Origin of the sequence: Salimicrobium flavidum (assembly GCF_900156645.1) — a bacterium.
GTDB classification, from domain to species: Bacteria; Bacillota; Bacilli; order Bacillales; family Halobacillaceae; genus Salimicrobium; species Salimicrobium flavidum.
On sequence record NZ_FTOC01000002.1, the window covers coordinates 110,778 to 125,403 of the forward strand.

12 protein-coding genes are annotated in these 14,626 nt (G+C 46.8%); 7 read left to right on the forward strand and 5 right to left on the reverse strand.

Going from position 1 to position 14,626, the window contains the following annotated elements:
- Nucleotides 1–99: 99 nt before the first annotated feature.
- Nucleotides 100–1,287 (forward strand): cation:proton antiporter, encoded by a 1,188-nt coding sequence (locus BW944_RS03830; RefSeq protein ID WP_076557030.1) that lies wholly within the window; start codon nucleotides 100–102, stop codon nucleotides 1,285–1,287.
- A gap of 73 nt (nucleotides 1,288–1,360) precedes the next feature.
- Here the strand turns inward: BW944_RS03830 and BW944_RS03835 are convergent, their stop codons facing one another.
- Nucleotides 1,361–2,779, reverse strand: a complete 1,419-nt coding sequence (locus BW944_RS03835) for a DHA2 family efflux MFS transporter permease subunit (protein WP_076557031.1) — start codon at nucleotides 2,777–2,779, stop codon at nucleotides 1,361–1,363.
- A 162-nt stretch (nucleotides 2,780–2,941) separates the two neighbouring features.
- Here BW944_RS03835 and BW944_RS03840 point away from each other — a divergent pair, with 162 nt between their 5' ends.
- From BW944_RS03840 to BW944_RS03850, 3 genes are all read left to right on the forward strand, one after another.
- On the forward strand, nucleotides 2,942–3,676 hold the full coding sequence (locus tag BW944_RS03840) for an SDR family NAD(P)-dependent oxidoreductase (protein ID WP_076557032.1): 735 nt from the start codon (nucleotides 2,942–2,944) through the stop codon (nucleotides 3,674–3,676).
- A 76-nt stretch (nucleotides 3,677–3,752) separates the two neighbouring features.
- A complete protein-coding gene (locus BW944_RS03845; RefSeq protein WP_076557033.1) occupies nucleotides 3,753–4,262 on the forward strand; it encodes a PadR family transcriptional regulator in 510 nt (169 codons plus the stop codon).
- 45 nt (nucleotides 4,263–4,307) lie between these two features.
- Nucleotides 4,308–5,615 (forward strand): globin-coupled sensor protein, encoded by a 1,308-nt coding sequence (locus BW944_RS03850; protein WP_076557034.1) that lies wholly within the window; start codon nucleotides 4,308–4,310, stop codon nucleotides 5,613–5,615.
- Between the two features lie 448 nt (nucleotides 5,616–6,063).
- Here BW944_RS03850 and BW944_RS03855 read toward each other — a convergent pair whose 3' ends face one another.
- The 4 genes from BW944_RS03855 to BW944_RS03870 all read right to left on the reverse strand — a co-directional run bounded on the left by BW944_RS03855 (nucleotide 6,064) and on the right by BW944_RS03870 (nucleotide 10,353).
- Nucleotides 6,064–7,473, reverse strand: coding sequence for an NAD(P)H-binding protein (locus BW944_RS03855; RefSeq protein ID WP_076557035.1), 1,410 nt, complete (start codon nucleotides 7,471–7,473; stop codon nucleotides 6,064–6,066).
- A gap of 55 nt (nucleotides 7,474–7,528) precedes the next feature.
- Complete coding sequence (locus tag BW944_RS03860; protein WP_076557036.1) at nucleotides 7,529–8,125, reverse strand: response regulator transcription factor; 597 nt, start codon at nucleotides 8,123–8,125, stop codon at nucleotides 7,529–7,531.
- Nucleotides 8,122–9,249 (reverse strand): sensor histidine kinase, encoded by a 1,128-nt coding sequence (locus tag BW944_RS03865; RefSeq protein WP_076557037.1) that lies wholly within the window; start codon nucleotides 9,247–9,249, stop codon nucleotides 8,122–8,124. Before BW944_RS03865 ends, BW944_RS03860 begins: the two co-directional genes overlap by 4 nt.
- An 84-nt stretch (nucleotides 9,250–9,333) precedes the next feature.
- Nucleotides 9,334–10,353 carry a Delta(5) desaturase DesA gene (locus BW944_RS03870; RefSeq protein ID WP_076557038.1) on the reverse strand — a complete coding sequence of 340 codons (1,020 nt, stop codon included), beginning with the start codon at nucleotides 10,351–10,353 and terminating at the stop codon, nucleotides 9,334–9,336.
- Between the two features lie 174 nt (nucleotides 10,354–10,527).
- On the opposite strand from BW944_RS03870, the gene BW944_RS03875 reads away from it, so the two are divergent.
- The 3 genes from BW944_RS03875 to BW944_RS03890 all read left to right on the forward strand — a co-directional run bounded on the left by BW944_RS03875 (nucleotide 10,528) and on the right by BW944_RS03890 (nucleotide 14,599).
- The gene (locus BW944_RS03875; protein WP_076557039.1) at nucleotides 10,528–11,700 is read left to right on the forward strand and encodes a TraB/GumN family protein; all 1,173 of its coding nucleotides are present in this window, start codon (nucleotides 10,528–10,530) and stop codon (nucleotides 11,698–11,700) included.
- 53 nt (nucleotides 11,701–11,753) lie between these two features.
- Nucleotides 11,754–13,091: a dipeptidase gene (locus BW944_RS03880; protein ID WP_076557040.1), complete on the forward strand. Its 1,338-nt coding sequence runs from the start codon at nucleotides 11,754–11,756 to the stop codon at nucleotides 13,089–13,091.
- Between the two features lie 677 nt (nucleotides 13,092–13,768).
- A complete protein-coding gene (locus BW944_RS03890; RefSeq protein ID WP_076557042.1) occupies nucleotides 13,769–14,599 on the forward strand; it encodes an MIP/aquaporin family protein in 831 nt (276 codons plus the stop codon).
- Nucleotides 14,600–14,626: the final 27 nt, after the last annotated feature.

Genomic DNA, 14,626 nt, shown 5'->3' on the forward strand with positions numbered 1-14,626 from the left:
GGAAAAGTGTCTTAATGTCAAAACAGATGGATTTGTTTGATTTTTCGGGAAAAGTGGTATTTTTGTATTACAAGCTACTGCCTGGAAGGAGGGTGAAGTATGAATGTAACTCAGGTAATACTCCTTTTGTTGATAGGATACATAGTTTTTACTATCGATAAGAAAAAGAAGAACGTACCCATTCCGGTCGTTCTGCTCATTATTGGTATCGGGTTATCTTTTCTTCCCTATTTTTCATCGATCGAAGTGACGGAGAAAATAATTTATGACATATTTTTGCCGGGGATTTTATTTGTTTCCGCTTATGAATTTTCGACGAAAGCGCTGAGAAGGCACGGACCGGTATTAGCTGCTTTGAGTACAGTGGGGATGGTCGTTATGGCTCTTGTGTTGGGTATCGTCGTTTACGCGGCAGGAGGGTTGTTTGTAAATATCTCTCTGCTCGGAGCAATGCTGGTAGCGGCTATATTGACCCCGACTGATCCGGTATCGGCAATATCTGTACTCGAAGAAGCAGCGGATGAACACATCGCCGAAGTGGTCGACGGGGAGTCTATGATCAATGATGGCACGAGTGTTGTGTTGTTCACGGTGCTGGTCGGTATATACACCGGGGAGGAGTCATTTCAATTTTTCGGCTTTCTCGGTGAGTTTCTGTACGTTTCCCTAGGTGGTGTAGCTGTAGGACTTTTGTTTGGTTGGATCTGCTCGAAAGCTGTACACATCACTCATCATCGGGATTATCAGGTGATGCTCAGCATCATTATCGCCTACGGGGCTTTCCATGCGGCGGAACACATCGGTGTTTCGGGAGTGTTAGCAACGGTAGCAGCAGGACTCATGCTCAGTTATGAATTCGAGCATACGAATAAAGAAGACCACTACAGAGAGGCATTATCCGGATTTTGGAATGTGGTAGAACCGTCGTTGCTTTCTCTCGTATTTCTACTGATCGGTATCGCGGCTACAACTACTCTTGCTTCTGCTCACTGGTTGCTTGTCACCATTATTCTCTTTGCATCCATTGGTATCCGTTTCCTGATAGTTTCAGGAGTGTTGGGAATCTTTCATAAGCACCGGGAACTGGAGAGGAAAAAGCAGGCGTTTCTCGTTTCCTGGGCAGGTATACGTGGGACGATGTCTGTCTTTCTGATTTTGAGTTTACACGCGCTGAGTCCTGAAGGTAGCGAAATGCTCTTATCCATCAGTTTTCCGGTCGTGGTTCTTTCTCTTATCATCCAGAGTCTTGGAGTGTACCCGTTATCCAAATGGCTGGGTGATGGATAAGTTACCTGAACGAAAAAGGGAGTGTCCAGATGATAAGATCGGACACTCCCTTTTTGTCGTTTTGTGAAAATAATTACACATTCTGAGCCTGGGCGGAAGCTACGGCTTTTCTTTTTCCTTTAATAAAGAAGGCGAGGATGAAGCCTACGAGAGAAATTGCGGCTGCTACGACAAAAGAAGTGTTCACCCCTTCGACCATACCGGCAGCGCCCTCTCCCGGAATCGCTCCGCTCGACATGACGGAGACAAGTAGCCCCGTGCCGACTGCTCCCGCAATCTGCCGCATCGTATTGTTCATCGCTGTTCCGTGAGGCATAAGACGGTCCGGCAGCTGATTGAGTCCAGCTGTAGTAACAGGCATCATTACCATAGCAATGCCGAACATCCGAACAGCGTTGACAATAGTCAGGTAGGAGAATGTGGTTTCCACAGTTAAGAACGTGAACATGAAATTGGTGATAGTAAGGAGACCGAGCCCCGGTATCACAAGCCATCTGGCTCCGAATTTATCGAAGAGACGGCCATTGATAGGGTTCATGATACCCATCAGGACTGCCCCGGGCAAAAGCATGAGCCCTGATTCGAGTGCCGTGAATCCGAGCATGTTCTGCATAAGCATCGGAAGAATCACCGCTCCACCGATCATCGACATGAATACCACCATACCGAGAGCGGTCGTAAGTGTGAAGACGCTGTATTTGAAAATACGGAACTCCAATATAGGCTGTTCGAGTCTCATCTGTCTCTTAATGAACAACGTCAGTGTAATCGCACCAATGATGATCGGTACATAGACTTGAGGCATAAACCAGCCGCCAACATTCCCTGCCGTACTGAAACCGTATAAGAGACCTCCGAAACCGAGCGTCGACAACGCGATAGAAGGCGCGTCGATTTTCGGGAAGGTTTGTTTTGTTACGTTTTTCAATATGAAATAAGCGACGATGATATCGATGATTGCAATCGGAAGTACTACGTAAAACACACTTCTCCAAGGAAATTGACCGACAAGGTAACCCGACAGTGTCGGTCCTATAGCCGGTGCGAAAGCGATGACCAGTCCGAACATACCCATTGCGGAACCGCGCTTTTCAATCGGAAAAACGAGAAAAAGAATCGTCTGCATCAGTGGCATGATGATCCCAGCTCCACCGGCCTGGAGTATCCGTCCGGCCATGAGGAAAGAAAAGTTCGGAGCTACTGCGCAAATAATCGTGCCGAGCGCGAAGGTTCCCATGGCCGTCAGGAACAATCCCCGGGTCGTGAATCGCTCGATCAAAAAAGCGGTAATCGGAATCATGATCCCGTTCACGAGCATAAAGACCGACTGTAACCACTGAGCTGTATTGGCACTGATCCCGAGATCGTTCATGATCGGAGGAATAGCTGTCGATAAAAGAGTCTGATTTAATATAGCAACGAAGGCCCCGGAGATGAGCACAATCATCAGCGGGACTTTATTAATGTCTGGGCGTCCTTCTCCATCCGCCATAATATTGCCTTCTTTCTTCCTAATTTATTAATTCGCAATGTGAACAAGAAATAATTATAGCAGAGGTGCAGTTAGAAGTTAAGAGATTTGCATAGTTCAAGCAGAATACTCTGCACAAAGTATAAAAAGGACTATAATGACTAGAATAGGGAGGGATGAATAATGGGGAAATTAGATGGGAAAGTTGCGATTATTACCGGGGGAGCCTCCGGTATCGGAAAAGAAATGGTCGATATTTTCAGGAATGAAGGAGCCGATGTCATAGCGGCAGATTTGGATGAAGAAGGTTTGAAGCTGGTCGGACAGTGGACAAATGTGGAAGGGATTCGACTCGATATATCGTCTGATGCGGATTGGCAAGAAGCAGCTCGAAAAATAAATGATCAGTATGGACGGATCGATATTCTCATCAACAATGCCGGTATTACGAGTGAAAAGTCTGCGGAGGAGACGACTGTGGAAGATTGGGAACTGATGATGCGAATCAACAGTTACGGGCCTTTCGCAGGTATCAAACATATAGCTCCTTACATGGTGGAACAAGGCAAAGGTGCGATTGTAAACATATCGAGTTACACAGCACAGATCGGTCTCGGGTTCAACAGTTACTCTGCTTCTAAAGGGGCGGTACGTACGATTTCCAAATCCGCGAGTACGACTTATGGCAAACAGGGGATACGGGTTAACGCTGTATTTCCGGGGGTCATCGAAACACCGATGACGAAGAAACTGAAAGAGTCAGGGGGTATGCTTGAACAGCTTGAACAGGCGACACCTCTTGGAAGACTCGGCAGGCCGGAAGATGTTGCGAATGCAGTGCTTTTCCTCGCTTCCGATGATGCGGATTATATTACTGGAGCCGAGCTCGTTATTGATGGAGGCTTCTCTGCTCAGTGATGCCTCGCGCTGCCCTTTAAAAGGGGCAGCTTTTTCTGTAATATATAAAGAAGTTGAAGAACGGGGAGGGTTAGGAATGTCGATGCAGATTCTGATTATGGGGTTGTTGAAAGATGAGCCGCGCCACCCTTATGAAATGAAGCGTGTCATGAAGAAACAAAACTGGGACAGGCTTTTTTCCATAACGGATGGAAACCTTTATCATAATATCCGTAAAGCCGAAGAGCGAGGAAATATCAGGGGAAGCAAAAAGGAGCAGATCGAGCAGCGGCCGAGCCGGACGGTGTATGAGCTCACCGTGCAGGGGGAAGAAGTTTTAGCAGAGATGATCACGGAGGTTTTTCGTCAGCAGCGGATGGATGTAAGTCTCGTATATCCGGCTCTTCTTTTCGTTCATTATTCCAATCGGGAACTGGTAGAAGAAGCGGTCCGAACATGGGCGCGGAATCTTGAAGACATCGAAGAATCGTCGCAACAGTATGAACCACCCGCGAGCTACATCGTGAAGCACTTTGAAGAAAGGAAAAAAGTGGACAGAAGATGGTTGCTTGAAATTGCTGACTGGCTGGATTCGGTTAACGATTGAGGAATGATGCCGATAGTAGAAAAAAAGCATGAGCGGGGGAAGCATATGTTACAGCTATTCGGCAGAAGAAAATCAGAAACAGCTAACGAATCGAAGGAAGAAACGGTGCTTGGGAGAATAGAGGTCGAGGAAGGTTCCGATCTTGAGAAACAATTGAAGATGATACATATGACCGAGGAGGACCTCGGGGTCTTGAATTCCTTGGAACCGGTTTTCGAGGAGCATGTGCAGGGAGTCGTCGATCAGTTTTATGCGAATTTGGAGAAGGAACCATCCCTGATTGATATCATTAACGAACACAGTTCCACAGAGCGTCTGAAAAAGACACTGATCCGCCACATCCAGGAAATGTTCAATGGCGTCATAGACGGAGAGTTCATCGAGAAACGTCGGAGAATCGCTGAAATGCACGTACACATAGGACTGTTGCCTAAATGGTACATGGCAGCTTTTCAGGATATGCAATTATCGATGTTCTCAGCGCTTGATCAGGCGGAATTGTCTTATGAATACTATCACAAAGGAATTCTGGCAATTACGAAAATGTTGAGCCTGGAACAGCAGATCGTCCTGGATCTATTCGAAGAAGGGAATGCGCGGAAAAGACGTGAGGCGATCGAAGAGCAACGTGAAAGATCATCCCGGGTGGAGACGACAGCGGAGGAGCTTGCTTCCGTTACACAGGAGGCCAGTGGCTCTACGGAAGAGTTGAAGAATCAGAGCGAGGAGATTCTCAAAGAGGCGAAAGAAGGGGCTGGCATAAGCGAACAGGTTACCGAGCAGTCCATGAAGAGTAAAGAGGAACTTGATGAGCATCAGAAACAGATGAAGGAAATCAAAGAAAGCATCAGGCATATTTCGGTGGAAACAGAAGAACTGAAGGGGTTTGCGGATAAGATCGGTAAAATTGTCACCATCGTTTCAGGTATTGCCGAACAGACGAATCTCCTGTCGCTGAATGCTTCGATTGAGGCGGCGAGGGCCGGGGAATATGGAGCCGGTTTTTCCGTCGTGGCGAATGAAGTGCGTAAACTCGCCGAACAGACCCAGTCCTCTGTTTCTGAAGTTTCCCAGCTGATCGAGTCCACGAACGGACAGGTGCATAGCGTTTCCGGACGTGTGACGGAAATAGATGCAATGATCGGGGACGGTGTGGAGAAGATTGATGAAATCAATGAGTTCATGCTGGATATTGTAGATGCGATGGGTAAGAATTACCGGTCGAGTACGAATATGGAGACCAATCTGAAAGAGTTCACAGCGATCATAGATGAAATCAATAAAGCGGTCTCCCAGGTGGCTGCCTCTTCTCACGGATTGTATGAAATGACGGAGGATATGAAAAATAGATGAGGAAGACAAAAAAGAAGGCGTAGACTCCAGTTTGAAAGGGAGCTTCCGCCTTCTTTTTCATCTTTGTGCTGCTAATTACTCAGGTCTTCTGAACGGAAACTTCCGCTTTTCGTTGTCCAGTTACGACATCCAAAAGCACGTGCCCTAAGTAGCCCGGATCAGAAAAAGGAAGAACACTTTTGCCTGACCGGTCTACTTAGGTCAGAGCTTCTGAGCGGGATGTCTTCACTTTTCGTTGTCCAGCTTCATCACCCAGAAACCGGAGCTATAAGTAGCCATGTCTTTTTGGGAAAAGCACCCAAAAGAGAACAAGTCTACTTATGACTTAGGTTTCTAAACGGGGTGATTCCGCTTTTCGTTGTCCAGCTGCAGTTTCCAGAAGTCCGTAATATAAGCGGCTATCTCTGTTTCGGGAAAAAGCACCCGAAGCCAGGGATCTCCACTTATCTTAGGTCTTCTGAACGGAAACTTCCGCTTTTCGTTTTTCCAAGTGTTTGCTGAAGAGTCGCATGATCAGAAGATGGGTGAAGGCCTGGCTGTATTTGTATGCGAACCATGGGAGGGACGGCATATATTCATGAATAGCCACAATCAACTCATCTTTGTGTGGGATTTTCCTGAACTCAAGGCGCCCCCGGGTATTCTTTTTAGAGTCTGTAAGCAAGCCTCCCGTAATATAATAAAGCGCCCGGTCAGTCGTACTTCTGTCTTTAGAATAGGAAAGTTCCAGCAATGGCTTTGAACTGAACGATATACCGATGCGGCAACGGTAGTTTTCATCGACGGTTGTCCGCACCCAAGGATTCAACAGCGACTCGAGCCATTCCACATAATACAATGCTGTACTGTCTGCCGTCTCTCCTTGAGGCAGAGTGACTCTCTGTACAGAGCGAACATCCTGTTTGAAGGAAGGGAGTTGAGGAAGTTTCAGGCGTACTCCCTCCTGCCTTTCACTTTCAAGCGCATGTTTCGCAGATTCTTCAAATGAAATCTTCCCGTTACTTATCCCTTCCACGTAGTTCTCTTTTTGGACAATCATCGGGTGTTTGAGGCTCTCGATAAGGGGATAGACGATTTCTTTGGAAGCCCCTGTCACCATACTTACCCATAATCTTGATAGTTTCACGGTGATGAATGGTACAGGAATAGCTCTAGGATTTTTACCTAAAATACCAGCCGTTTTCATCATCATATCCCAGTAGGTCATGACTTCCGGACCACCGACGTCGATGGAACGGTTCGAAATGCTTTCATTCCGCATGCCTTCGTCAAGAGCATGAAGGACATCCGGGAGAGCGATCGGCTGGGTCTCCATACGTGTCCACTTAGGTAGAATCATGAAAGGTAGACGTTTCACCAATTTCGCTAAAATCGGGAAAGACGACCCCTTGGGTCCTACAATCAGGCCGGCTCTTATAGCTGTGACAGGTGTCCCGTAGGCACGAAGAACATTCTCCACTTCGAAACGGCTGCGCAAATGACGGGAGAGAGGTTCGTTATCATTTGGGATGATCCCTGTGAGATATACGATTCGTTTTATGTTCTGTTTCTTAGCTGCCTGCGCAAAGTTATCCGCGAGTATGACGTCCATATCTTCGAATGAGCCCTGGGTGAGCTTGGCGGAAGGCATCATGGAGTGCACCAGGTAAACGGCTATATCCGCCCCTTCTAATGCTTTCTCGGCATCCACCATGGAGTACAAATCACAGGAACGCCATGTGACATGTTCACTGTCTCCATACTTATCCCCGTTCCTTGATAGAGCGATGACATCAGCACTCTCTTCTATTTTCTTAAGCAGGTTCTTTCCGATATATCCACTTGCCCCTGTAAGGGCGACGACCGGTCGTTTATTCATCGTTTCACTCTCCTTTTCCTTCTTCTTTCCCTTATGAAAAGAAGTGAAACTGAAGTTAGATCCACCCTTTTTCCTGACAGCGATGGATCGCTTCAATTCGATTGGTGACCTCAAGCTTATCAAGAATGATTGAAATATAGTTACGCACCGTGGCAGGAGTGATGAACAACTCAAGAGCGATTGTTTTTGTATTTTTCCCCTCGGCCATCAGGCTGACGACTTGCTGTTCTCTTTCTGTCAGGGGACTTTGAGCTGTGAAGGCGATATCAATCAGTTCAGGGTCATAAACTTTCGCACCTTCATGTATCTTACGGATGGAAGAGGCCAAATCTTCACTCGGGCTGTCTTTTAATAGATAACCGTGCACTTGGGCATTCTGGGCCTTTTGAAAATAGCCGGAGCGGGCGAAAGTCGTAAGTATGATCACTTTGGAAGGATGGTCCTTCAATTCCATCGCAGCCTCCAGGCCGTCTTTTTTCGGCATTTCGATATCGAGCATACATATATCGGGTTCTAATTCATAAGCGAGGCGCAATAATTCTTCTCCATCTCCTGCTTGACCGACGACTTCAATGCCTTCTTCAAGATCGAGAAGTGTGGCAAGGGCGCCGAGTAGCATTCGCTGGTCTTCTGCAATAATCAGCCGAATCATAAGGAGTCCTCCTTTTGTTTAATGACAGTCGGTACATGGAAAGAAAGGCTGGTTTGGTTATTTTGGTTGACTTCAAGGCTGCCATTGACGAATTCCAGGCGTTCTTTCATACCTTTCATACCGCTTCCGCGGGAAAAATTGTTAGTCTGGAAGCCCTTGCCGTCATCGGTTACCGTAAGAGAAGTGTATTCCTGATATTGGGTGAGCGATACGCGACAAGTAGAGGCTTCGCTGTGCCTGATGACGTTAGTGATCGCTTCTTTCAGGCACATACTTAGAACGTGCTCGATCAGAGGCGGAAGAGACAGTTCACCTGGATCCCCTTCCTGCTCGAATCTCATACCTGCAGTTTCTATCATCTGATGGGCTCGTACCCACTCATCTTCGAGAGAGGCGACTCTCATGTCAGACACCATTTCCCTTACTTCTTTAAGAGCAGCACGGGCTGTATCATGGATATCATCTACTTCACTTTTGGCCTGGGATGGTTTATCTTCGATCAGTTTGCCCGCCAGTTCGCTTTTCAGACCGATCATAGATAGTTTTTGCCCAAGGGTATCATGAAGATCCCGGGCGATACGTTCCCTTTCTTCTGTGACCATCAGCTGGGATATGCGTTTGTTGGCATCTTCGAGTGCGTCTTTCAATACTTCCTGGTTCCTGCGGTATCGGACGGTGAAAGGAAGCAGTACGACACCGATCAGAGCAATAGTGACGAACGGTAGGTAAGGGAAAAGAGATTCCATCCGCATGATGAATGTCAGTATGGTCGCTATAAAAGTAGTTGTAAGGTGAACGGTATAAAGAGCGATGAATCCTCCTGTGTGACGTACGGTTCCGATGAAATAAGCGAGGAACAAAGCAAAGTAGACGTACCCGAAGAGAAACGTCATCACGAGACTGATAACTATTTCCACACTGACGAAAATATAAATCATCCGGCTATCGGAGGAATAAGACCAGCGGTAGCAAAGGAAAAAAATGAAAGTCATCAGAATTCCGAAAATGATCTCGTACATGGAAGAAGACCTGAAAATGAAGAAAAAAGGAAGGACGCAAAAAATGATCCAAATATAAGCGCCGAGTCCTGTTTGTTTAGGTAAGATGTCGTACCAGTTCTGCATAAATGTCGCTCCTTTTCATCAAGCATATCATATAGAAAAGAGGCCGTCCCATGGGAAGTAGGGACGACCTCTTTTCTTTTGATGTCAGGCGGAAGTTTGCTCATTTCTTTTCAGCCTCGGTTTGATGTCTTTGAACGATACGAACGTTTTGTTCGCCGTGTCGTAAAGGCGGAAACGCGCGGATTTAAGACTTGTCAGGAACGTGATCGTCGTTGCATGTTTCAGAGGCGGATTTGATTCGTGTGCCTCTTCAAGTTTGTAGTTCGGAACTCTTGGCTGAAGGTGATGGACATGGTGGAAACCGATATTTCCGGAAATCCACTGCATTACCTTAGGAAGCTTGTAATAGGAACTTCCGTCGACCGCTGCCTTGACGAAGTCCCATTCGGATTCATCTTCGAAATAGGAATCTTCGAACTGGTGTTGGACGTAGAACAACCAGATTCCGAGCATGCCGGATACATATAGTATAGGCAGTTGAACGAGAAGGAAAGCTTCCCAGCCTAAAGTAGCGATGATGGTTCCGTAAATCAGTATCGCAGATCCATTGGTAAGGTAAGTGTTCAAGCGTTCTTTTCTCTTAGCTCCTTTACGGTTGAACCGATTGGAGACGAGAAACAGGTAAATCGGTCCGAATCCGAACATGACGATCGGGTGACGATATAAGCGATAGATGAATCGTTCCCCTTTGGAGGCTTGCATATATTCTTCCACGGTCATGACCCAGATGTCACCTGTTCCGCGTTTGTCGAGATTCCCGCTGGTTGCGTGGTGAATGGAATGGCTACGTTTCCATTTATCGAAAGGGAACAGAGTAAGGATTCCACTGATAATCCCGATGGTACGATTCGCTTTCTGGCTCGGCAGAAAAGACGAGTGGGTGCAATCGTGAAAGATGATGAAAATACGAACGACGAAAGCTCCGGCGAGGAGAGCGATCGGAACCGCGAGCCATACGGAGATTTCAAGCGAAACGTATGCAAGAATCCAGAGTGCGAGAAAAGGAAGCATTGTATTGACGAGTTGTTTGATGCCGGCCTTCGTATCTGGTTTGGCGAAGGCTGCGACGTCTTTTTTTAGTTGTTTTTGCTTTTCTTTTTCCATGATCGTTCCTCCTGTATCTTAATGTTACTATAATCATAACCGAAATTAGTAGCAGGTATAAGACACAATTATCAGTACTTGTTCGTGATAAATATCACGGGTGGATAATTGTGTTCAGAACGACTTATTTAGTATAAAATGAAAGTTAGCCTGTATAAAAAGGAAGGTTCACGTATGGAAGAACATGAAGACTATATAACACGGATTCAAATCGAAGATAAAGAAATCGTCCTTATCGGTACGGCACATGTCTCTAAAGCGAGCGCCGTGCAGGTCAAAGATGTCATTGAAAGAGAAGAACCGGATAGCGTATGCGTAGAGCTCGACGAACAACGGTATCAATCCATCATGGAAGGCAACCAGTGGAGGAATATGGATATTTTTCAGGTCATCAAAGAGAAGAAATCGACGCTTCTTCTTATGAACCTGGCGATCTCTTCTTTCCAGAAACGTATGGCGGAACAGTTCGGAATCCAGGCTGGTCAGGAAATGCTGCAGGGAATCGATTCAGCGAAAGAAGCTGGAGCTGAACTCGTCCTCGCCGATCGGAACATCCAGCTTACGTTCGCCCGTATCTGGGGAAATCTCGGTTTCAAAGGCAAGGCGAAATTGATGTTATCCCTGTTTGCCGGTATATTTTCGAAAGAAACGATTACAGAAGCAGAACTCGAGAAGATGAAGGAACAGGATATGCTCGATGCGATGCTTGAAGATTTCACGGAGAATTTCCCGAGATTGAAGACCCCTCTCATCGATGAAAGGGATCAGTATCTCGCTGAAAAAATCCGCACCGCGCCGGGTAAAAAGATAGTTGCGGTGCTTGGAGCGGCCCACGTGCCGGGGATTTCGAAAGAAGTTCATCATGAGCATGATCTCGAAGCGTTGAAGGAACGACCGAAAAAATCCCCATGGCCGAAAATCATCGGCTGGGCGATCCCTATTTTCATCATCGCTCTCATCGCCTATACATTTACTGTGAATGCCGAAGCTGGCGCCCAACAGACACTCAGCTGGGTTCTATGGAATGGAATCGTTTCAGCTATCGGGGCCACAGCCGCATGGGCACATCCACTCGCAATCGTCACTGCTTTTATAGCGGCGCCGATCACTTCCCTCAACCCCATGATTGCGGCCGGGTGGTTCGCGGGATTTGTCCAGGCTTATATCAAGCGTCCGAACGTCGCTGACTTTGAATCGCTGCCGGATGATGTAACGTCTGTAAAAGGATTTTGGAACAACAAAGCGACGAGAGTGCTTCTCGTCATCGCTTTGACGAATATCGGAAGTTCGCTCGGAACGTTCATCGGTGGAGCGGATGTCATCCGACTATTTTTAGAAAACTTATAATTCATGCCCTGTGCTCTCCGGAGGACGGGGCAATGTTTTAGGAGGAATTGCAGATGGTTGATAAATCGGATATTTACATAAAGGACCTGCTCGAATTTCTGAGGATTCCTACAGTCTCAACAGACAGTGCTTATAAAGAGGGGATTGTAAAGGGAGCCGGGTGGCTGGCCGAAGAATTGAAGAAAAGCGGAATGGAAAATGTGGAGATTATGGAAACAGCGGGCAATCCGGTCGTATATGCCGACTGGTTGCATCAGCCTGGGAAACCGACGTTTCTTATCTACGGTCACTACGACGTGCAGCCACCGGACCCTTTGGGATTGTGGACGACCTCCCCGTTCGAGCCGGAAATACGCGATGATAAAGTATATGCCCGCGGTGCTACGGATGATAAAGGGCAACTGCTTATTCATGTAAAAGCTGTAGCTTCTCTGATGGAAGAATACGGAGAACTTCCGGTGAACGTGAAATTCTGTTTGGAAGGGGAAGAAGAGATAGCCAGCCCGAATCTTGTGCCATTTGTTAAGAAGCATAAAGAGAAGCTTTCCTGCGACGCTGTTCTCGTTTCCGATACACCTATGATGGATAAAGAGACGCCCGCGATCGTGACCGGGCTTAGAGGGGCGCTCGCATTTGAGATGAATGTGATTACCGCTTCTTCCGACTTGCATTCCGGCGCATATGGAGGGGCAGTACCGAACGCGGTTCATCACCTCGTCAAATTGCTGGACTCGCTTCATGATGACGAAGGGAAAATAACGGTAGATGGATTTTATGAAGGAGTACCGGAAGTGACGAATGCGTTACGGGAAGAGATGGCTCGTCTGCCGTTCTCCGAAGAGGAAACGAAGAGGGAACTTGGACTTAGTTCCCTATATGGAGAGAAAGGATACACACCGCTTGAACAGATAGGTATACGCCCTACGATGGAATTCAATGGGATAAAGGGTGGATATCAGGGAGAAGGTATGAAAACGATCATCCCGAAAGAAGCTTCTGCTAAAATCAGTTGCCGACTCGTCGGGGAACAGCATCCGTCTTACGTTTTTGAAAGGATCAGAGAACATGTTGCTGCATTCACCCCTGAAGGTGCTACGGTTACCCTCGATAAACTGATCGAGGCGAAGGCAGTAACGATGGATCCGGATAATGAATATATCCAAAAAGCGGCTCGTGCTTATGAAAACTTTTATGAAAATGAAACCCTGTTTCCAAAAGAAGGAGGATCGATTCCTATCATCGAAGTGTTCCGAGGTGAATTGGACTCCGAACCGGTGCTCATGGGATTCGGTCTTCAGTCGGAGAACATGCACGCCCCTGATGAACATTTTAATCTATCCAATTTCCGACGGGGGATAAAGACCGTCAAAAACTACTTCGAGTCCTTCTGAATGAAAAAGTAGAGGACAAAACTGAATAGAACGAGCCTGGGACAAAAACTGCTTTTACGTTTAAAAATCCGAACAACGTTGTTCGGATTTTTATATACCTTCGTATATGGAATGATTCATAAGAAAAACACGTCGCTTTCCATGGGCAAGGCTTCAGCTGAATGGATCAAGCGAATAGCTTGATCCATTGGATCTTAAGCTCGTGCTGTTCCCCTAGGAGTCTCCGTGTTTTTCTTATGAATATTCGTTTTCAGCATTTCTACCATACATTCTGTCCCAGGCTCGTATACTGTTTGCGGAGGATTCTCTACATTATCCTTCCTACAATGATGAGTCTCGTCTCGAATCTTCCGGTGTTGATTGCTGTTGTTCGTTCTCTTACAAATTCTTTTTGTGTATATCTTCAGAGTCCGCTGCCCCTGGCTGTTTTTCTTTCCAATAGGTTTATAAAGTATTAGAAAAGGAAAAGTAAAGAGTGTGCGATTGCTCTGAATAAATATAAATTCACTCATCCGTTTGACACCGCTTACACATTCCGATATAGTGTAAGCAACAAGTTAAAACGTGTGGTGGAGAATTGGAGATTCACATGAGTAGGCGCATTGAGACCAGTGTGCCTTGTCATGTGAATCTTTTTTCGTTTCCACTTACAAATAATGTGAAAAGGAGTAATGAAGATGCATGAATTTTTAGCTGAGCTTATCGGTACGATGATTCTGATTATATTCGGAGGAGGAGTTGTAGGCGGGGTCGTATTAAAAGACTCCAAAGCGGAAGGTGCCGGCTGGGTACTGATTACTCTTGCCTGGGGACTCGGGGTGACGATGGCAGTTTATGCCGTGGGTAGTGTTTCCGGTGCTCATATCAACCCTGCAGTGACACTAGGGTTTGCTTCGGTCGGTGAATTCCCGTGGTCGAAAGTGCCGATGTACATTTCTGCCCAGGTAATCGGAGCTTTTATAGGTGGTATCCTCGTTTTCCTGAACTATCTGCCACACTGGCGGGTAACCGAGGACAAGGGAGCGAAATTGGCGGTCTTCTCGACAGATCCTGCTATCCGAAGCCCTTTTTCGAACCTTGTCAGTGAGATACTCGGTACGTTTGTACTGGTGATGGGGATATTATTCATAGGGGCCAACAGTTTTACGGAAGGACTTAACCCGGCGATCGTCGGGCTGCTGATTGTTGCAATCGGCATGAGTCTCGGTGGAACGACGGGCTATGCGATCAACCCGGCCCGGGACCTTGGACCGCGTATCGCCCATGCCCTGTTGCCGATACCAGGCAAAGGCGGTTCTGACTGGAAATACTCCTGGGTGCCGATTGTCGGACCGGCTCTTGGAGGGATGTACGGAGCGCTTTTCTACAAAGCATTGTTTCTAAATAATTACAACATACCTTTTTGGATCGGTACGGTAGTGATTTTAGCTATCCTGTTCCTGGCGGCAAAGTCGGAATTAAGCAAAAACCCGACACCGGCGGACGATCTTGAAGAGAAAATCAGCTAGTACGTTTACTTTATGAATAACATAAAT

Excerpts from the sequence above, each read along its gene's own strand:
- BW944_RS03875 (WP_076557039.1), top strand. The coding sequence starts at position 10,528 with ATGGAAGAACATGAAGACTATATAACACGGATTCAAATCGAAGATAAA.
- BW944_RS03835 (WP_076557031.1), bottom strand. The coding sequence starts at position 2,779 with ATGGCGGATGGAGAAGGACGCCCAGACATTAATAAAGTCCCGCTGATG.
- BW944_RS03890 (WP_076557042.1), top strand. The coding sequence starts at position 13,769 with ATGCATGAATTTTTAGCTGAGCTTATCGGTACGATGATTCTGATTATA.
- BW944_RS03860 (WP_076557036.1), bottom strand. The coding sequence starts at position 8,125 with ATGATTCGGCTGATTATTGCAGAAGACCAGCGAATGCTACTCGGCGCC.
- BW944_RS03880 (WP_076557040.1), top strand. The coding sequence starts at position 11,754 with ATGGTTGATAAATCGGATATTTACATAAAGGACCTGCTCGAATTTCTG.
- BW944_RS03830 (WP_076557030.1), top strand. The coding sequence starts at position 100 with ATGAATGTAACTCAGGTAATACTCCTTTTGTTGATAGGATACATAGTT.
- BW944_RS03855 (WP_076557035.1), bottom strand. The coding sequence starts at position 7,473 with ATGAATAAACGACCGGTCGTCGCCCTTACAGGGGCAAGTGGATATATC.
- BW944_RS03870 (WP_076557038.1), bottom strand. The coding sequence starts at position 10,353 with ATGGAAAAAGAAAAGCAAAAACAACTAAAAAAAGACGTCGCAGCCTTC.
- BW944_RS03865 (WP_076557037.1), bottom strand. The coding sequence starts at position 9,249 with ATGCAGAACTGGTACGACATCTTACCTAAACAAACAGGACTCGGCGCT.
- BW944_RS03845 (WP_076557033.1), top strand. The coding sequence starts at position 3,753 with ATGTCGATGCAGATTCTGATTATGGGGTTGTTGAAAGATGAGCCGCGC.
- BW944_RS03840 (WP_076557032.1), top strand. The coding sequence starts at position 2,942 with ATGGGGAAATTAGATGGGAAAGTTGCGATTATTACCGGGGGAGCCTCC.
- BW944_RS03850 (WP_076557034.1), top strand. The coding sequence starts at position 4,308 with ATGTTACAGCTATTCGGCAGAAGAAAATCAGAAACAGCTAACGAATCG.